Source organism: Saprospira sp. CCB-QB6, from assembly GCF_028464065.1.
Taxonomy (GTDB): domain Bacteria; phylum Bacteroidota; class Bacteroidia; order Chitinophagales; family Saprospiraceae; genus Saprospira.
Window position 1 is genome coordinate 1,907,253 of sequence record NZ_CP116808.1, and the last position, 19,406, is coordinate 1,926,658.

11 protein-coding genes are annotated in these 19,406 nt (G+C 47.1%); 4 read left to right on the forward strand and 7 right to left on the reverse strand.

Going from position 1 to position 19,406, the window contains the following annotated elements:
• Positions 1 to 264: 264 nt before the first annotated feature.
• The 3 genes from PPO43_RS07455 to atpD all read right to left on the reverse strand — a co-directional run bounded on the left by PPO43_RS07455 (position 265) and on the right by atpD (position 6,177).
• Complete coding sequence (locus PPO43_RS07455) at positions 265 to 3,732, reverse strand: CHAT domain-containing protein (protein WP_272621179.1); 3,468 nt, start codon at positions 3,730 to 3,732, stop codon at positions 265 to 267.
• Positions 3,733 to 4,350: 618 nt separating this feature from the next.
• The gene (gene atpC / locus PPO43_RS07460) at positions 4,351 to 4,590 is read right to left on the reverse strand and encodes an ATP synthase F1 subunit epsilon (protein ID WP_002658810.1); all 240 of its coding nucleotides are present in this window, start codon (positions 4,588 to 4,590) and stop codon (positions 4,351 to 4,353) included.
• A 78-nt stretch (positions 4,591 to 4,668) separates the two neighbouring features.
• Positions 4,669 to 6,177 (reverse strand): F0F1 ATP synthase subunit beta, encoded by a 1,509-nt coding sequence (atpD, locus tag PPO43_RS07465; RefSeq protein ID WP_272621180.1) that lies wholly within the window; start codon positions 6,175 to 6,177, stop codon positions 4,669 to 4,671.
• A 420-nt stretch (positions 6,178 to 6,597) separates the two neighbouring features.
• Between atpD and PPO43_RS07470 the strand changes: the two genes are divergently transcribed.
• The 3 genes from PPO43_RS07470 (at position 6,598) to PPO43_RS07480 (ending at position 10,280) form a co-directional block, all read left to right on the forward strand.
• Complete coding sequence (locus PPO43_RS07470; protein WP_272621181.1) at positions 6,598 to 7,971, forward strand: cytochrome ubiquinol oxidase subunit I; 1,374 nt, start codon at positions 6,598 to 6,600, stop codon at positions 7,969 to 7,971.
• Positions 7,972 to 7,999: 28 nt separating this feature from the next.
• Positions 8,000 to 9,016 carry a cytochrome d ubiquinol oxidase subunit II gene (locus tag PPO43_RS07475; protein ID WP_272621182.1) on the forward strand — a complete coding sequence of 339 codons (1,017 nt, stop codon included), beginning with the start codon at positions 8,000 to 8,002 and terminating at the stop codon, positions 9,014 to 9,016.
• A 292-nt stretch (positions 9,017 to 9,308) separates the two neighbouring features.
• The gene (locus PPO43_RS07480) at positions 9,309 to 10,280 is read left to right on the forward strand and encodes a hypothetical protein (RefSeq protein WP_272621183.1); all 972 of its coding nucleotides are present in this window, start codon (positions 9,309 to 9,311) and stop codon (positions 10,278 to 10,280) included.
• A 281-nt stretch (positions 10,281 to 10,561) separates the two neighbouring features.
• Here the strand turns inward: PPO43_RS07480 and PPO43_RS07485 are convergent, their stop codons facing one another.
• The 4 genes from PPO43_RS07485 to PPO43_RS07500 all read right to left on the reverse strand — a co-directional run bounded on the left by PPO43_RS07485 (position 10,562) and on the right by PPO43_RS07500 (position 17,911).
• Positions 10,562 to 13,771 carry an ATP-dependent helicase gene (locus tag PPO43_RS07485; protein WP_272621184.1) on the reverse strand — a complete coding sequence of 1,070 codons (3,210 nt, stop codon included), beginning with the start codon at positions 13,769 to 13,771 and terminating at the stop codon, positions 10,562 to 10,564.
• Positions 13,772 to 14,082: 311 nt separating this feature from the next.
• The gene (locus tag PPO43_RS07490; RefSeq protein ID WP_272621185.1) at positions 14,083 to 15,087 is read right to left on the reverse strand and encodes a hypothetical protein; all 1,005 of its coding nucleotides are present in this window, start codon (positions 15,085 to 15,087) and stop codon (positions 14,083 to 14,085) included.
• A gap of 73 nt (positions 15,088 to 15,160) precedes the next feature.
• Positions 15,161 to 15,682: a hypothetical protein gene (locus tag PPO43_RS07495; RefSeq protein ID WP_272621186.1), complete on the reverse strand. Its 522-nt coding sequence runs from the start codon at positions 15,680 to 15,682 to the stop codon at positions 15,161 to 15,163.
• 318 nt (positions 15,683 to 16,000) lie between these two features.
• A complete protein-coding gene (locus PPO43_RS07500; protein WP_272621187.1) occupies positions 16,001 to 17,911 on the reverse strand; it encodes a sodium:solute symporter family protein in 1,911 nt (636 codons plus the stop codon).
• Between the two features lie 62 nt (positions 17,912 to 17,973).
• Between PPO43_RS07500 and PPO43_RS07505 the strand changes: the two genes are divergently transcribed.
• Positions 17,974 to 18,855, forward strand: a complete 882-nt coding sequence (locus PPO43_RS07505) for a hypothetical protein (protein ID WP_272621188.1) — start codon at positions 17,974 to 17,976, stop codon at positions 18,853 to 18,855.
• Positions 18,856 to 19,406 lie beyond the last annotated feature (551 nt).

Genomic DNA, 19,406 nt, shown 5'->3' on the forward strand with positions numbered 1-19,406 from the left:
TTGGTCTGGCCTTCGGCCACCCCTCCACATCGCTAGGCCGTTTACTGTAGGTTAAAACCTACAGTAAAAAGGGCCAAAGGCCCGCAGGCCTAGGGGCCTGAAAGGGTGGCCGCAGGCCAGACCAAGCGGGCGAAGCCCGCGCAGGGCCGAGCAGAACTGCGAGCCCTGAAAGGGCCCGGCCGCCGGAGGCGGCAGGCCCCTAACAACATCCTCACTAATAAAAAAACCTCCTCCAAAGCTGGAAGAGGTTGGAGATTTTGTTTGTTAGCTGCGCCATTTTTGCCAGCGCTCAATCAGGCTAGAGAGCCAAGAAATGGGCTTTATTTGGTGGCGGCGATAGAGGAAGAATCCCGTAGCGCCAAGGGCGAGACTCAGTCCGAGTAGGAGCAGCAGAATGCTGGACCAAGACCAACCATAATCTAGGGGGGCGGGATTGCCAATGCTGATAAAAGAGCCCCAAAAAGCGGGATGTCCAGAAATGTGATCGGACTGCTCCAGATAATCCAATTTAGCTTTTTGTAGGGCGGCGGGTTTACTCATTCCATCGGCTAAATTTTCATAAAATCGAGCCATCAGGGCGGCACTCGTATAATCGTTCACCTTCCAGAGGGTAGTCACCACCGAGGGCACGCCAGCATACATAAAGGCGCGGGCCAGGCTGAGCACCCCCTCGCCGCGGACCACCTTACCAAAGCCCGTTTCGCAGGCTGAAAGCACCACCAAATCCGCTTTGAGGTCTAGATTGTGAATCTCATAAGCATAAAGGCGGCCAGCATCTAAATTGTCTACTTCTCCAGAATCTCGAGCAAAAAGCAAGAGGGATTTGTGGGGGTGGCGAATATCGACCACACCGTGCATGGCCAAATGGATCAGGCCATAATTAGAAGCGTATTCATAAAAATGCTCCTTATCGGCCTCCTGTTTCATAAAATATTGTCCGCTAAAATGCGATTGGATCGCCTTGAGTTCTTCCTCTGCCCAGGGCAGTTCCGTATGTTCTCCAATCAGGGGATCGCCTAGGGGGTAAGCGGGGGCAAAGCCTAAGCATTGGCGGTTATTTTCTAGGCGTTTCGCTCGGATATTTTGGACCAGCAGGCTAGCAGAGTAGGAATAATTCAATTGATAGCGGCGGATAAGGTAAGCCAAGTTCTTATAGTCCACCTTATTCAAATCCGCAGGCTCTTCGAGTAAAACCTCAAAGGGAATATAGCTGAGAGCGCCATCGGGAATCACAATAAGTCGATCCAATTGCTCGCTACTCCCTTGAATAAAAGGCATCACATAGCTTTTATAGAAGGCATGAGCTGAGAGCACATAATTTTCATACGCCTTTTTGTGGTCCTTACCAATCATTTGGTAATCGGTTAGGGCATGGCGAAGATCTTGGAGGTTTTGGTCAAAATCCTGTGGCAGGGGTAATTGGTAAAAGCTGGGGAAATCCTTAGTAATTCTGAAGACATAGAGATAGCGATCGCCAATAAAATACTCTAAGAGTAAGTCTTTTGAACCGAGAATCTCCTTTTGCAATTCGGGCAAACTTACCGTTGGGCTCTCATATTTGAGTTGATAGTATTTGGGATAATTTTGTTCAATATATTGGACCAAAGAATCGTAAGACTTTCGGCTTTGGAAATAAGCCTCATCAAACTCCTCGGCCCGATTCATATTTCGATGGCGATAATCTGAATAATAGGCGAGTTTTCGGCGCAGGCTTTCTTCTTGAATTAGCAGTTCGCTGGGCAAATCACTAAAAGAGCGGGCCGCCACCCCTTGTAGGGCTTGCAAAAGCACAAAGCTTTTGCTCCGCTCCATAATTTCAAAGGCCTGATAGAGATAAGAGGGGTTTTTGGTTTGTTGGTAGCGTAGATGGGCTACTTCAATAGCTCCTTCATAGACTGAAATAGAGCGTTTGGTCAGTTGTTGTTTAGAGCCATCCGAAGAGAAATTGAGGCGGAGGCTATCCACTAAATTCAGGGCCAAAGCATAGGTAGCCTCTGCGGCCTGAATTTCTTTTGGGGCCTTGGTAGCTCGGTGTAATTCTAACAGAAGATGGCCTTTTTGGGCCAGAGCGGGTAGCCAGTCAATATTGTGCATTAGGCAGCTTAGCTCTGGATTCTGATAAATGTCTACCTTATCTTCTGACAGTTCCTTACAGACTGCTGTTAGGGCATTTTGCACATAAATCAGGGCCAGTTTATAATCTCTTTTGCGCTCATAGAAAGAAGCTAAATTGAGGTAACTATCAAAAAGACTCCCCCCAATTACTTCATTATCTTCTTCCTCTTCTGAACTATCAAATAAGATGGCCACCTCTTGCTCTCGTCCAAAATCACTATAATTGGCCTTGCTCAGCTCCCCTCCATCTCGAATGCTAATTTTCTTTTTCAGGGCTTCATTAAGATAATAGTACTCTTGTTTAGCATCTCGAATAAAGCGATAGGCTTCCGCTAAACGGTCATAAGCTTGAGCCAAGCGATAATCATTTTCTGTGAGTTGTTGCTCCCAGAGCTTAGCCGCTTTTTGGTAATAGAAGAGCAGAGAATCGGGCTTAGCCTTAGCCTTAAAATACTCTCCCAACTCTATATAAACATAGCCCAAATTTGGGTGTTCGGGCCCATAAATTTCTCGTTCTAAACCCAAAGATTTTTTCAGATGAATATATTCCTCTCGGCTATTGCCCAATCCCCTTTGGGCTTTGGCAATGGCTTTATAGAGTTCGGCCACCTCTACGGATTTCCCCCCTACTAGCTCCAAATAAATGCGCAAACTGCGCTCATAATAATTGAGCGCCTGATCATAATCTCCACTATAAAAGTTGCGATGCCCCAAGAGATAATAGCTACGGCCAATATCTTTATGAACCTTATTTAGGGTTTTGAGCTGAATCTTCAGGGCTTTTTCTAAGGCCCCTTCTTCCTCCTCAAAACGGTTGGTTAACCGATAGTAAACGGCCAACTGCAAATAGGAGGAAGCAATTTTGGGATGTTCTTCGCCAAATAACTTTTGCCGAATTGCCAAGGCCTTTTGGTGGTAATCAAAGCCTTTGGGAAAATCTTGTTTCCGATAATAATAATGCTCGCCTAAAGCCTCATAAATATCTGCGGTCAGGTAGCTTTCCTTGGCCAAGGAGTTGAGCGCTTGGTCCAGATAATCAGCCTCCATACTCAAAGGATCGAGCAAGCTGCTGCTATCTTCCTGGCTCTGTTTATTCAGTTGGCCATAACAGCGACCAATAAAATAATAGCTTTGGGCCAGGTCTTCTCTGGGCGCATTCCATTTTAGGCGAATGGCTAGGGCTTTTTGGTGCCAAGCTAGGGCCTTCCAAAAGTCTACTTCGGCATTCATACGGTAGCGGCCCAAGCCCTCATAACCATCGGCAATGATAAGGCTATCGACCTGTAAACTGCTATCCGAGCGGGCCAAATCATCAAAGAGGGCCAAGCCCCGCTTAAACTCATTATCGGCCTCTTGGTAGCGGGTCAATTCTATATAATTATTGCCCACCCCATTGTAACAACGGCCATAGCCCTCCACATCTTTGAGGCGGCGATAAATAGCGGCGGCAAACTGAAACTCTTGTACCGAGGCCTCATATTGGGCTTCGGCATAAAGGCTTTTGGCTTTTTCAACATATTCGAGGGCTCTTGCTTTGGAGCCTGTATTTTGGGCCTGCCCAAAAGGCAGCAAACAGCCCAAACAGCCTAATAGTAGTAGAAAACGAACTAAGGGCATATAAGTGATTGATATTTTGCGGTATGGAGTCGGGGAAAAGGGCAGCCCTAAAATACGGCTTTTTATTTTGCTGGCTAAACTGTTTTTTTGGGGCCTCCGCCTCGCTGCGCTCGTCGGCGCTACGTTGCGCAGCTCGCTATTACTTGCTTCGCTGCGTCGGCTCCCGTTGGTCGGGTCGCTCGGCCCTGCGCGGGCTTCGCCCGCTTGGTCTGGCCTGACGGCCACTGCTGCACATCGCTAGGCCTGCGGCGGCTTCGCCGCCTGCGAATCTGTACTGTCTTTTTTTTTGGGCTTTCTTCTTTAGCGACTAGATGGTTTTTGGCCTAACGAACAAGGACTTTAGTCGCTCAGTCAAGAACCTTGGGCTGAAGCCCTTGTTTGCTAAAAATGGTCTCTTTTATTGCTGTAGGCTTCAACCTACAGTAAAAAGGGCCGAAGGCCCGCAGGCCTAGGGGCCTGAAAGGGTGGCCGAAGGCCAGACCAAAGCCCGAAGGGCTGAAGGGCCGAGCAGACCTGCGAGCCCTGCAAGGGCCCGGCCGCCGAAGGCGGCAGGCCCCAAAAAAAAGAGACGCTCCTTATCAAAAAGAAGCGTCTCTTATGGGAGAGTGGAAAGGCGGTCTACTCTTGAACGAGCAGAGAAACCTTATTATCGAGCACCTCGATAAATCCGCTTTGGATAGCGAGTTCTTGCTTACCCCCTTCTTGGGCCAAAAAGCTCACATCGCCTGCCTGCAAAGAGGCCACAATAGCGGCGTGATTTTCTAGCACCTCAAATTCTCCATCTACACCAGGCACCGTAATGCTGCTGATTTTGCCTTCAAAAACTTTCTTATCTGGCGTCAATACAATGAGTTCCATAATAATATCTTGTATGATGGCCTAAAAAAATTAGCCGCGGCCGAAGCAGCCACGGCTAAGATCTATTTATCTATTGGATTAAGCTTCGCTGAGGAGTTTTTCACCTTTCTCCATAGCTTGCTCGATGCTACCTACAAGGTTAAAGGCAGCTTCGGGATATTTGTCTACTTCTCCATCAATGATCATATTAAATCCTTTGATCGTATCCTTGATGTCTACAAGTACCCCTTGGAGACCTGTAAACTGCTCGGCTACGTGGAAAGGCTGAGACAAGAAGCGTTGTACACGGCGGGCGCGGTGTACGACCAATTTATCTTCTTCAGACAATTCTTCCATACCCAAGATCGCAATAATATCTTGCAATTCTTTGTAGCGCTGAAGAATGTTGATTACACGTTGGGCGCAAGTATAGTGCTCATCGCCTACGATATCGGGAGACAAAATCTTAGAAGTTGAATCCAAAGGATCTACCGCAGGATAGATCCCCAAAGAGGCCAATTTACGGCTAAGTACCGTGGTGGCATCCAAGTGAGCAAAAGTAGTTGCGGGAGCGGGGTCAGTCAAGTCATCCGCAGGTACGTAAACGGCCTGTACAGAAGTAATTGAACCACGCTTAGTTGAAGTAATACGCTCTTGCATCAAACCCATCTCGGTAGCGAGCGTAGGCTGATAACCTACTGCAGAAGGCATACGTCCCAAAAGGGCTGATACCTCGGCACCGGCTTGCGTAAAGCGGAAGATGTTATCGATAAAGAAGAGGATATCACGACCTTTAGCTTCATTGGGATCACCATCGCGGAAGTACTCGGCAACAGTAAGACCAGAAAGAGCTACACGGGCACGGGCACCGGGAGGTTCGTTCATCTGACCGAAGATAAAGGTAGCTTGAGATTCAGCTAGCTCGTCATGCTTTACAGCGCTGAGGTCCCATCCACCTTCTTCCATAGAGTGCTTAAAGCCTTCGCCATAACGAACGATATTAGCTTCAATCATCTCACGCATAAGGTCATTTCCTTCACGAGTACGCTCACCTACACCAGCAAAAACGGAGAGTCCTTTATGCTTCTTGGCGATGTTGTTAATCAATTCCTGAATAAGTACGGTTTTACCTACACCTGCACCACCGAAAAGACCAATTTTACCCCCTTTGAGGTAAGGAGCGATCAAGTCGATAACTTTGATACCTGTGTAAAGGATCTCTTGAGAAGTACTCAAGTCCTCATAACGAGGAGGTTTATTGTGGATAGCGCGACGCTCAGCATTGGGCAATTCACCCAAACCATCGATAGGCTCCCCTACTACATTAAACAAACGACCTTTGATCTCGTCACCTACAGGCATCGTGATCATACTTCCTGTATCAACTACAGCCATGCCACGAGTAAGGCCCTCGGTACTGTCCATAGCAATCGTACGGACGCTATCTTCACCAAGGTGCTTTTGACATTCGAGAACAATTTTATCTCCATTGGGGCGAGTCACCTCAAGGGCGCTAAGAATTTCGGGAAGTTTAGCCTCTTTGGCTGAAAAGCTTACATCGACTACAGGTCCAATGATCTGCTTGATGTATCCAGTATTTTGTGCCATAATTTTATTCTTGGACAATAATGAAATGGTATAAGTAAAACTGTAAAATCAGCGCAAAGATAGGCCTTTATCATAAAAACAAAAAAATAAAGCCCCTATTCGCCCGCTCTAACTGCTTGTTTTTCTAACAAATAGAGACCTTCAGAAGAATATTAGGATTGAAAAGCCCAAACAGAATATTTTTAGGAGTAAAAAAGCTCTGCAGAATAAATAATTGTTTGGGCCCTGCTTTTGCGGCTGAGTAGATTAATGAACGCCCCCATAAGTAAAAAGGGGCCTCCGCTTTTGTAGAACTTTTTTACCACTTATTGGGGAGCTTTATCCTTGGCTCTGTGTTAATCATCACAACGGAAGCTGGTTAAAAGCTATTCTTTTGAATCAGAAACTACTTCTACCTACTAATAAATAATATATATCATTATGGGAGACCTACTTGCAGCCCGTCTACAGATGGCTTTTTCTTTGGGGTTTCACATCATCTTTGCCTGTGTGGGCATGGCCATGCCCTTTTTGATGGCTATTGCGCATTGGCGCTATATTAAAACTGGAGATGCTGTGTATAAGGACCTCAGTAAAGCTTGGTCGAAAGGGGTGGCCATCTTTTTTGCCACTGGTGCGGTTTCGGGCACCGTTTTATCATTTGAGTTGGGCCTTTTGTGGCCCGAATTCATGGAGCATGCCGGACCTATCTTCGGCATGCCCTTTTCTTTAGAGGGTACCGCCTTTTTTATTGAGGCGATTGCTCTTGGCCTTTTTCTTTATGGTTGGGGGAAAATCCCCAAATGGATTCACTGGAGCTCTGGCCTTGTGGTCGGTATTTCGGGGGTGGCTTCGGGGATTTTGGTCGTTGCGGCCAATGCTTGGATGAATAGCCCCGCAGGTTTCGATTATGATCCTGTCAGTAATACTTACAGTAATATTGACCCCATTGCCGCTATGTTTAATCCCGCCTGGTTTACCCAAGCCCTACACATGATTTTAGCCGCATTTACAGCTACGGGCTTTGCCGTGGCGGGGGTGCATGCCTTTTTACTGATCCGTAAACCCGCCAATCGATTTCACCAACAAGCGATGCGCATTGCCCTGCTGGTGGGTGGAATTGCCGCCTTTCTACAACCTATTAGCGGTGATCTTTCAGCTAAGGATGTGGCGGTCCGCCAACCCGCTAAATTAGCCGCTATGGAGGCCCACTTTCATACAGAAGAGTATGCCGGCCTATTGATTGGTGGGATACCTAATGAGGAAACTGGCGAGGTACATTATGGCATCAAAATCCCTGGCCTATTGAGCTTTTTGGCTCATGGCGACTTTAAACAGGAGGTGGTAGGCCTAGACCAAATTCCCAAAGATGAACAGCCTCCCATAGCCGTTACCCATTTTGCTTTCCAAATTATGGTGGGCGCAGGGACCTTCCTCATGATGGTGGCCTTACTCTATTTCTTTGCCCAACGCTTTCGCCCCCGCTGGCTGGGACACAAAAACTTCCTTTGGCTAATTGCCCTATCTACTCCCCTAGGCATGCTGGCCGTAGAGGCGGGTTGGACAGTTACCGAGGTAGGCCGCCAACCCTGGATTATCCACGGGATTATGCGCACTAAAGAGGCGGTTACGCCCATGCCTGGCATCCAATATTCTTTCTATACGGTGGTCGTTGTTTATACGCTTTTGGCCGTTTTAGTGAGCTGGCTGATGAAACGACAGGTCCAAACCCTAGCCCAAAACTATGATAGTATGGATGAGGAGATTGACCTCAACCAAAAACGAGTGCATACCAAAACAGAAGCTATCGACTAATTTTTAGTGCCTCTAAAAGACCGATTTTATGTTTATGTATATTGTTGTGCTGACTTTTCTGCTCCTTTCTTTGGTCCTTTACGCCCTTTTGGGCGGGGCCGATTTTGGCGCAGGCGTAATTCAGCTTTTATCTACTACCCCCAAGGCCGAAAAAGTAATTGGCCGAGCTATTGGCCCCATCTGGGAGGCCAACCACATGTGGCTGGTGATTGCTGTGGTGATTAGCTTTATGGGCTTTCCCGCCATTTTTAAAGTGATCTCTACCGCCCTACATATTCCTGTGTTTATCCTGCTGCTGGGCATTATTTTCCGCGGAACAGCCTATGCCTTTAAACACTATGATGCCATCAAGGACGAAAAAAGCCAGTTGATGTATCATCGGGTGTTTGTTTGGGGAAGCCTTGTTTCTTCTCTCTTTATAGGAATTACCTTTGGCGCTATGAGCCTAGGCAAAATTGACCCCAATCCCAGCGATTTTTATATGGGCTATATTGCCCCTTGGTTCAATTTCTTTTCTATTAGTGTAGGCTTTTTGGCTACTGCTCTTTTTGCCTTTTTAGCCGCTGTTTATCTCATCGGCGAAAATGAAGACCCCGAGGTCAAGGAGTTTTTTATTCAAAAAGCTTGGAAATGGCTGTTGGCAGCCGTTGGCCTTGGCCCTATTGTTTTTATTGCCGCCTATGTAGATGGTCTCCCTCTCTTCAATGAGTTGATTAGCAGCCCGCTCAGTATTGTAGCGGTTGTTGTGGCCGCCGCGGCCCTCCCCTTTCTGTTTAAGGCGGTCCGCCAAGGAAAAGTCCTGCTTGCTCGCCTAATGGCTGGCGCTCAAACGATTCTCATTCTTGGCGCTTGGTTGCTCGTACATTATCCGCATGCCATTATGCTCAGCAATGGGGGCAGCCTAGACCTCTACGATAGCCGCGCTCCCGATGCCACCTTAGCCGTGCTCGGCTGGGCCCTGATGCTCGGCTCGCTCTTTATCCTCCCCGCTCTAGGCTATCTTTATGTGGTCTTCAAAGGCCATGGCCCCGAAGAAAGTATCTAATCTTTCATAAGCAGCTTTACAGCCCTATTCTTGCTTGTCAAGAATGGGGCTTTTTTTGGGGGCCTCCGCTGCGGCTTCGCCTTGCGGCGCTACGTTTCGCAGCTCGCTGATCGTTCGGCCCTGCGCCGCCAAAGGCGGCTGGGTCTGGCCTTCGGCCACTGCTGCCCATCGCTAGGCCGCTCATCCTTTGGTTTTCAGGCTAACCGTTCTGCTTCGGCCCCAAAATTTTATGGCTTAAAAAAGCATTCGTTTACCTTTGCCCTTATTTACACCTAAACAATTGATAGTAAAGATGAGACTCCTTTTTTTCCTCCTGTTTTCTTTTTCTCTTCACGCCCAAACTAGCTCCTACTTTCTATTTGATGAGGAAAGCCAAACCCCCATTCCCTACACTAGCCTTAGCTTAAAGGATCATAGTCAGCATTGGAGTACAGACAGTTTGGGCCAACTAACTATTGCAGCAGAATTTCAACAAGATAGCCTTTTTGTCCGTAGCCTTAACTACCCCAATGCAGCCATTATCTTAGCTCAGTTGCATACAGATACCATTTGGTTAAGCCCCCAAGCTCATCAATTAGAAGGGATTACCGTCAAGGCCAAAAAAGCAAAGAAGAAATGCATCCGCCCTAAAGGAAAAACGGTAAAAGCCTACTACTCTTTGAATAAATTTAGCTCTGATAATACTCGTTATGTTAGGCAGCGGAAGGCCAGATATTTTGAAAATAGAGAACAAAAGACAGGCTATCTAGCAGAAATTGCCTTTGATGTAATCAATAAAAGAGGTGGGGAAAATGCTTTTAGACTTTGGATTTATAGTCATCAAGATAGTGTTCCGGGCCAAGCGATTAGTCCCCCCATTGACTTTATTCCCGAACAAAAAAATGCTTGGCAAAAATGCGACCTTCAAGATTACCGAATAGAAGTACCTAAGAATGGCTTTTGGGTAGTTGTAGAAGCCGTTAAAGATTCTGCTCATCTAGAGGCTCCCTCTTATTCGGCCAAAGACACCACAATTACCGACTTGGAGCGATGGCGAGTTCGTACTGACCAAGACGGTAATGTAATTTCGTACAGCAGGCGGCATCGAACAGGACTTAGAACAGAGCTGCTAAAGCCTCCTTATTGTAGTATTTGCGCTATTCAGAGCTACACAACCAAAGGCCCCCAACAGCCTGTAGCTTGGCAAACAAGCTGTAATTATTATGGTACCAAAGAAGTTAAAATCTCCTGTATCAAAATGAAAGCTTGGGTTTATTGGGATTGAATGATGACTTTGGGGCCTTTGAGCAGCAGCTAAAACAGAACAGTAGGAAAATATTCTTTCTACGGTTTTGCAGGCGACCAAGCTAGTTTCATATATCATTGCGAAGCAATACCACTCTAGCTGTAGGTTTCAACCTACAGTAAAAAGGGCCGAAGGCCCGCGGCTGAGGGGCTGTAGCAGGGCCGCCGAAGGCGGCAGACCAAAGCGCTGAAAGCGCTGCAGGGCCGAGCAGACCTGCGAGCTGCGAAATGGCCCGACCCGAGCGAAGCGAGGGGCAGCCCCTAATCATCCAAAGCTTCTACTTCTTCATCTCGGAAGCTGCTGGGAATCTGCTGATGCTGCACAAAATTGCACCATTTACAGTCTTTTTTCTGGCAGCCCTCAGCAAATTCATGTCGCTTAATTTTACCATAGACCTCCTGCACCAATTCGCCCATATTGGCCAAATCCTCTGCATGGATCTCCATTTCTTTTTCGGGAAAATGCCCCGCTTCATTGGGACTGATGTAGTCAATTTCGGCAGAAATGGCCCGTCCCTCTATCTGTCGAGAGCTCTCCAAGAGTAGGGCGTAAAAGACCAACTGACGATAATAATTGCCGCCCAAGGGATTGCGTTTGCTTGGCGCACTAAAGCGCTTCTCTTCGAGCTTGCCCGTTTTATAATCGACAATATGCCAAAGGCTGCTGCCCTTTTCGGCCTGCACCAATTTATCGATATTTCCAGTTAGGGGCACGCCCTTGTATTGAGTACCATAAAAGGACTGTTCTAGCAAGATTTTTTTGTCTAGTTCCTGCCCAAAGCGCTCTTGTCGCTGCTCATAATAACGTTTGAGGTATTTGAGGCCCAAATCGAGGGCTTCTTCATAGGCTCTTTGGCTAAATAGCAGCCGTTTCATCTCTAAACGCTCTTCAAAAAGAGAGATGAAAGCGGGCAAAGAAGGCAGCCGCAGCCGCGTATTGTTTTGCCCCTGCCGCAAAAGCTCTTCTAAGGCCTCATGCACCGCCTGCCCATAAAGCGCCTCTACGCTTTGGCTGGCTGGCAGACGCAACACCCGCTGAAAATAAAAGCTCAAAGGGCAGTTGAGGTAGGCATTCAGGGCCGTTACACTCAAACGGAAATCTTCTAGTTGGGCCGCAATTGTGGCTGGATCGAGCAGTAGTTCTTGGGGTAAGTGCTCGGGCAAATACTGCAAAAACTGATGTCGATATTGCTGAAGAATAGAAGCGGGCAGCTGTATTTGCTGCTCTTCTAGCTCCGCATCAATCATCAAATCATCGACAAAAGAGAGGCGTTTGCACGATTTCCCTTGGCTATCATTAGCATGGTAGGAGATCCGCAAATAGGCCCTAGAACGAGTCATGGCCACATAAAATAAGCGGCGGCTAGCCTCTTCTTGATCCAAAACCGCATGGGCCTGCGATAAGTTATCGGGTAATTTGAACTTCTTGATGCTTCGGCGGCTATTTGGGCCCCAAGTTCCATCCAAACAATGCAGCATAAAGACATACTGAAACTCTAGGCCCTTAGAGGCGTGAGCGGTCAGCAACTGTACTCCATCTTCGGCATAGCGGCTATGCGTCATGGGCAAGCGCAGCTGATTGTCTTTCATGCGCTGGATCAGCTCCAAAAGGCCCCATAAATTAAGGTCCTCTTTTCGCTCTGACTCCCTGCGGACAAAGTCGAAAAAGGTGTTGAGCAAGCCCAAATACCAATCTTTTTCTGCGGCTTCACTGGCGTACTGCAATAGGCCCGATCGGTTAAATAGGAGCTCCATCAAGCGACTGAGCGGCTCGTTGACCGACCAGCCCGTGGCCTCATCAAAAAACTCGACCAAAGCCCTGATTTTTTCGGGAGCGATGAGCTGCAGTTCAGTCAAGTCGGGAGCCATTTGCAGCAGGTCCCGCCAAGCTAAGGGCTCTCTTTCCTTGGCCAGATAACGACGGCGGTTTTCCCGCACCATATAATTGACCAACTTGCGTCGGTCGCTGGCCAAAATGGGAATAAACTGAAAGTGCAAGAGCTCATAAAGGTATTCTTCTCCCGCATAAGGTTGCTCAAACTCCAAGGCCAAATACTCCAACAACAGCAAAAAGTTCTTAATCAAACTCTCTTCTAAAATATTGATTTGCCGCTTGGTCTGATAAGGAATTTCGGCCTGCTCCAATAAACGGATCAGGTCCTGAGACTGCCGGTGGCGAGCGTAAATAATGGCCACCTCCGCCAGGTTTTGCTTTTCGGCTTTGAGCTGCTTGATCTTTTCGACAATTGCGACTTCTTCCTCAAAAGCGCTGGGATATTGTTGTAGTTCTAGCTCTATTTCTTCGCCCTGCTTAAAGGGACGGCGCGCCTTGAGTTTTTTGTCCAGCTCCAAGGCCTCCAACAAAGAAATAATACGCAATTCATTATGATCGATCAAGGCTTTGGAGGCATCCAAAATCTCTTGACTCGAGCGGTAGTTGTCTTGCAACATGACCAAGCTCAGGCCGTTTTGATAGCGCTCAAAAAAGTCGATCAAGTTTTTTACCCTAGCCCCCTGAAACTCAAAAATAGATTGGTCGTCATCGCCCACAATAAAGATATTGGGCTGCTCCCAAAAGCCAATGAGCTGCATCAAAATCTGATTTTGCGCCCCATTAGTATCCTGAAATTCATCGACCAAGATATAGAGATATTGTTCTTGATAGCGCAACAGCAACTCCTCCTGTTCCGGGTCCAAAAAGGCCCGCAACACCCAGAGAATCATGTCGGCATAGTCGTAACAACTGGCCTCTTCCATCAAAAACTCATATTCCTCAAAGAGGGCGGCGGCAGACAATAGCCGTTGCATCCGCTCTTTTTCCTCCTGATAGGCCTTGAGTTTGAGCTCCCCTTTTTTGTAATTATGGCCATTTCGCTGATAGCGATACTTTTTATCCTCCTTGATATAATCGAGATAATCCTCAATTTTTTCTTGAACCAGCTCGAGGGTCCAACCCTCTGTTTTCATCAACTGAAATAGCCGCAGCAATTGGCCCTCATAGCGATAAGGTTGGCGACGAGAGCGACGCAAAGGATGATCGGGCTCCAAACCATCTAGCAATTGACGAGCAAAATCAATCTGCTCTAGTTCCGTGGCCAATTGCCAGTTTTTCTGCCCAAAGTTATCGGGATTTTCAAGGATGACCTTATTGCAAAAAGAATGAAAGGTATAAATATGAATGCGGTAGGCCTCTGGACCAATAAATTCCAATAATCGCTGACGCATGGCCTGCACCCCAGCATCCGTAAAGGTCAAACAAAGAATGTTATAGGGGCGGCTATCGGTCTGCAAGAGAATTTGCCCAATCCGCGCCGCCAAAATATGCGTTTTGCCCGTCCCCGGCCCAGCAATCGTCATCACCGGCCCTTCAATCTGCTCTACGGCCGCCCGCTGCGAATCATTGAGCTGCTTCATAATTTTTTCAAAGCGACGATGATAAAGCGACTGCCGATAGGATAATTTGGGGGCCATAAGCAAGGTTAAAAGCGATCAAAAAACGGCTTTAAAGATAAGGCTTTTTAATCAGGCTGGGCCATCTGAAAGATAAATCTCTCTTTCTTATTGTTTTTTTGGGGCTGCCCCTCCCTTCGGTCGGGTCGGGCCATTTCGCAGCTCGCAGGTCTGCTCGGCCCTGCGCCGCCTTTGGCGGCTGGGTCTGGCCTAACGGCCACTGCTGTCCATCCCTCAGCCTGCGGCGGCTTCGCCGCCTGCAAAACCGTAGAAAAGAATATTTTCTTACTGTTCTGTTTTTAGCTGCTGCTCAAAAGCCCAAAAGCCATCATTCAATCCCAATAAACCCAAGCTTTCATTTTGAGGCAATTTAGATGTTTTATTTCCCATAAATGTCCTTCTTCCCAGAGTAAATCATTAGGAAGATAGTTACAACTTGTTTGCCAAGCTAAGGGCTGTTGGGGGGAAGTAGTTGTATATTCCTGACGAGCACAACTACTACAACTGGAACGCGTTGGATGCTCTATTCGAAGTCCTGTTCGAACTTTAATTTCATAATAAAGGACATTGCCATTTTGATCTGGAAAAATGCTCCATCGCTCTAAATCAGTAATCATAGTGTCTTGGGCTAAATAGTATTCATTAACTAGTTCGACAGAATCTCTAACGGCTTCTACAACTACCCAAAAGCCATTCTTAGGTACTTCTATTTGGTAATCTTGAAGAGCGCATTTTTGCCAAGTATTTTTCTGTTTGGGAATAAAGTCAATAGGGGGACTAATCGCTTGGCCTGGAACGCTATCTTGATGACTATAAATCCAAAGTCTAAAAGCATTTTCCCAACCTCTTTTATTGATTACATCAAAGGCAATTTCTGCTAAATAACCTGTCTTTTGTTCTCTGTTTTCAAAATACCTTGCGACTCGCTGTTTGGGGTAATGGATATTATCTGAAGTCATTGTTTTATATCCATAGCCCTTACTATATTTTCCTTGAGGGCGAATGCGTTTTTTCTTTCCTTTTTTGGCTTTGACGGTAATCCCTTCTAATTGATGAGCTTGGGGGCTTAACCAAATGGTATCTGTATGCAACTGAGCTAAGATAATGGCTGCATTGGGGTAGTTAAGGCTACGGACAAAAAGGCTATCTTGTTGAAATTCTGCTGCAATAGTTAGTTGGCCCAAACTATCTGTACTCCAATGCTGACTGTGGTCCTTTAAGCTAAGGCTAGTGTAGGGAATGGGGGTTTGGCTTTCCTCATCAAATAGAAAGTAGGAGCTAGTTTGGGCGTGAAGAGACAGACTCCAACAGCAACAGAAAAGTATATATTTTAGCATAGTTTTTTTTGTAAAAAGAACATAGGAATGCTATACACTAGCTAGCATTCCTATGTTTATAATTTGCAATTAGTTAACAGTCCGTCCATTTATAACCAGTACCACAAATCTCCGAACTTTGTGTACCTCCATAGTTACCTCCATAACGGGGTCCTGTTAGCCAATGATAATGAGCTCCAGTTTGCTGACAAGCACCTGTAACCGGGTCAATGGAGAGCCTTACGCCATCACAACCATAAATAACTCTCCTCGTCCATTTTTTAAGGCGAGTCCACCAATTTGGTGCTTTGTGTTGTGCCTCTGTCATGATATCATTCAACTCCAGAATAAACTCTTCTTCAGTAAGGATAAAATCTATAGGTAAGTTAATCGCATCAGCCCATTCAGTATTGCATGAAATCGAGCCAATAGCTTGATCTGCTAACTCAATTTTTATATGTACATTATATTTTTCGCCATTAACAACAGCTGTTTCTGTAAATGTAAATACTGTTAGTTCTGCATTTGGATCAGCCTGATATTCTGTAGGGATACTAAAATAGGTATAGCTACTAGCATCATCTGATAGGTTTTTAGTGGCGCTAGATTGTTCCACTTGTTGTTCAATAACAACATTTCCTTTCGAGCAGGAACCCAAAAATAAAATCGCAATAATGATTAAAAATAAATTTTTTATGTGTTTTTTTTTAGTAAAAAGGTAAATTCAAATATAAGAGTGTTGTTTATTTCTTATAATGTATAATCTGTTAAACGTGAGTTAATTTATTAGAAGGTAAAAGTGCTGACTTGGCCTAGCGATGCGAAAGGGGGCCGCCGAAGGCGGCAGACCGAGGCCAGAGGCCGAAGGGCCGAGCAGACCTGCGAGCCCTGAAGCGTAGCGCCGCAAGGCGAAGCCGCAGCGGAGGCCCCTCCCCTACTTCTTTCTTTGCAAAAGATAAAGGACAAGCAGGGCCAAAAGGGCCGTTCCTCCGAAAATTGCCGCCTCGGTATAGGCTAAAAACAGTAATTTGCCCACCGCAAAAAGCAGGCTGTAGGTCAGGACAATAGCCGCCAACCATTGGCCCAATAAAGAAAGTAAAGGGCGGTTATTGCTCTTTATGCCCAAGCCCGACCAATCGCCTAGGGGACGGACTTTCTGATAAAAAGCTTGAAGCACTTTTGGGTCGGTAGCGGGGGTGAAAATCATGACCAGCAACCAACTTATAGTGGTAAATAGGATCGTTGTGGGCAGGGCCTCCTCAAAGGGGACCTCATAATAGAAAAAGGGAATGCTAATCAAGGCGGGGGCAATCATGGCCGTCAGTTCGGCCCAAGCATTGATGCGCCACCAATACCAACGGAGAATGAGGAGCAAGCCCAAGCCCGCTCCAGCTTGTAAAATAAAGGCCCAAGCGCCAGAGATTTGCTCAATGAAGAGGCTGATGCCTGCGGCCGCCAAGGCCAAGAGAATATTGAGCAAACGAGAGATCCAAACGTAGTGTCCCTCCGTCTGTTGAGGCTGCAAAAAACGCTTATAAAAGTCATGTACCAAATAGCCTGCGCCCCAATTCAACTGTGTAGAGACCGTACTCAAATAAGCCGCTAAAAAGGCCACGAGCAGCAGCCCCAAAAGGCCCGGTGGTAAGAAATCGCGCATAGCCATTACATAGCCTTGGCGATAAGAAAGTTGATAATCTATGGCTGAGGCCAGCTTGGGATTTTCGGCAGCAGCAGCTGTTAGTGCCTGGCGAAAAGCGGGCAATTGGGCCAATAATTCAGGAGATTTTGCGCTCAGGTCTGCCTTTTCATCCAGTACTTCTTGGGCGGTCCAGCCCGCTTCTACAAACTGATTATACTGCTGTTTCAGGGGGCCCTCAGGCAATTGGGGGGGCAAAGCATAGAGCAAAATAGCCGCCAAGCCCACCAAAATCCAAGGCCAAGGCCGCAAGCAATAATGCGCCATCTGAAAAAGCAAACTGGCTGATTGGGCGGCCTTTTCGCTGCCCGTGCTCATCATCCGCTGGGCGGTATAGCCGCCTCCACCTGGCTCGGCGCCGGGGTACCAACTCGCCCACCACAAAATGCCCAAATAGGCAATAAAAGAACTAATGCCAAAGTAGAGACCAGAACCCTCTTTTTGGGTAGAAGGAAAGAAATCGAGCAGGGCGGGATCTTCTGCTTTAAGCTGTGTCGTAAGTCCCGACAAGCCCCCAATTTCTGGCTGATCCAAAACCACATAAGCCAAAATAATACAGCCCAAAATAGCCACCACAAACTGCAGCGCATCCGTTACGGCCACGCCCAAGAGGCCCGCCACAGCCGAATAAACAGCACCCAAAAGCAGTAACCCTAAGGTATAAAGAAAGGCCATGCCTTCTGTCAGGCCAAAAATGCCTTGCAAAAGAGAGCTCATGGCCAAATTGACCCAGGCCAAGATGATAATATTGAGAAAAAGGCCTAGATAAATGGCCTTAAAGCCCCTTAAAAAGCGAGCAGCGGGACCGCTATAGCGCAGCTCGATAAATTCCACCTCCGTCAAGACCCCAGAGCGTTGCCAAAGGGGGGCAAAAAAGAAGGTCGTAAGCATTCCCCCCGCCAAAAAGTTCCACCAAAGCCAATTGCCCGAAACCCCATTTTGGCCCACCAATTCGGCCACCGCCAAGGGGGTATCTGCGGCAAAAGTAGTGGCCACCATAGACAAACCCGCCAGCCACCAAGGCAGCTTTCGGTTGCCCAAGAAAAAAGCCTCTAGGCTCTTGCCCGATTGCCGCCCATAAGAGAGCCCAAGGGCAATAATGAGGAGCAAAAAGCCAATAATGACTCCCCAATCTAAAGTTGTTAGCATAATTGTATAGATTTAACAGCCTTTCAAGGAAAAGCCTTAATTTAGAGCACAAAATAAATGTTATGGAAAGATTCTATACCCAAATAAAGAAATTTGACCAGCTTGCTGAGCAGGAAGACTGGTATGCCGCCCTTTGTGCTGGCCAAGATGCCTTTGAGATTTTGCTCTATAGCGATGATGAACCCGTGCTGGTAGAACCCGCCCTAATTGGAGCCATTGATCGCCTACAACGCTTTATCGGACAGTTGGTCCAACTGCCCGAAATTGAGCAGAATGAATATGTAGAAGAGGTTTTGGCCGAAATGAAAGCCGAACTGTCCGCCTATATTGCCGATGAATCGGAGGCCGAGGACCTCGGTATGGCCATTGTTGAGTTGGCCCGCCTGACGCATTACCTCAAGGGCGCAGCCGATTACCTCAAGCTCGAAGAGCTGCCCTTAGGCCAAGAGGAAGAACCCAAACTCATTATTGCCGTGCAAGAAGATGGCAGCATGCAGCTCTATGGCCGCATGGCCGAAGGTGGTCTTAGCCCAGAAGAGGCCCAAGCCATGATGCAACGCTTTCAGCAATTGCTGTCTCCTGAGGCCGAAGAAAGTGACCTCAGCCAACTGCTCAACCTAGCCGCCCAACTGATGGTCAAAGGCGCTTTGGAAGAGGCCAAACAGGCCTACTGGCAAATCCAAGAGCAGTATCCCGATTATCAGGCTCAATGCCAAACTGGACTAGGCGCCTGCGCCTACTACCAAGAAAATTTTGAGCAAGCTATTGAGCATTATTTATTGGCCCTAGAAGCTGGCGAATCAGAAGATCGCTGCGCCTATAATGTCTCTGAAAGCTGCCAAGCGCTCATATTTGCCAGCAATGACCGCAACGAAAAAATGAAATGGGTCTACTTCTTCAAAGAGCATTTTCCCGAAATCGATCAGGAGTTTGAACTGGATTAAGTAGGCTGTATTTTGGGGCTGCCCCTTCCGCCGGGTTGAAACCCAGCGCAAAGCGGTATCGCTTTGCGAAGCGATAAAAAATGAGGGTTAAAACCCTCATGAATTATCGGCTCGGGTCGGGCTGTGCCGCAGCTCGCTGATCGCTCGGCCCTGCAGCGCTGCGCGCTTTGGTCTGGCCTGCGGCCACTGCTATCCATCCCTCAGCCGAGGCGCTGCGCGCCTTTGCGGCGGCTTCGCCGCCTGCTAAACGCAAAAGGTCCCCAATTAAAAGAGAGGGCAATAGCTTGTTGATTCTAAGCTATTGCCCTCTTTCTACAACTAAAAGTTTCGTTATACTCTTTTTCTTTTAGATTAACAATACTTTAAGTTTTAGGTATAAAACAAGCTCCCTTTAGGCACCGTTATTGGTAGAAATCATCTAGAAAAGTAATAATATAACTAACAATTCTTTAAGGATTGAGTGAATAAAAAGGCTATCCCTTGGCATAGCTTTTGACAAAAAAATGAAATCTGATAAAAAAGATTTTAAAGGTTTTAATTGGGTGTTCTTA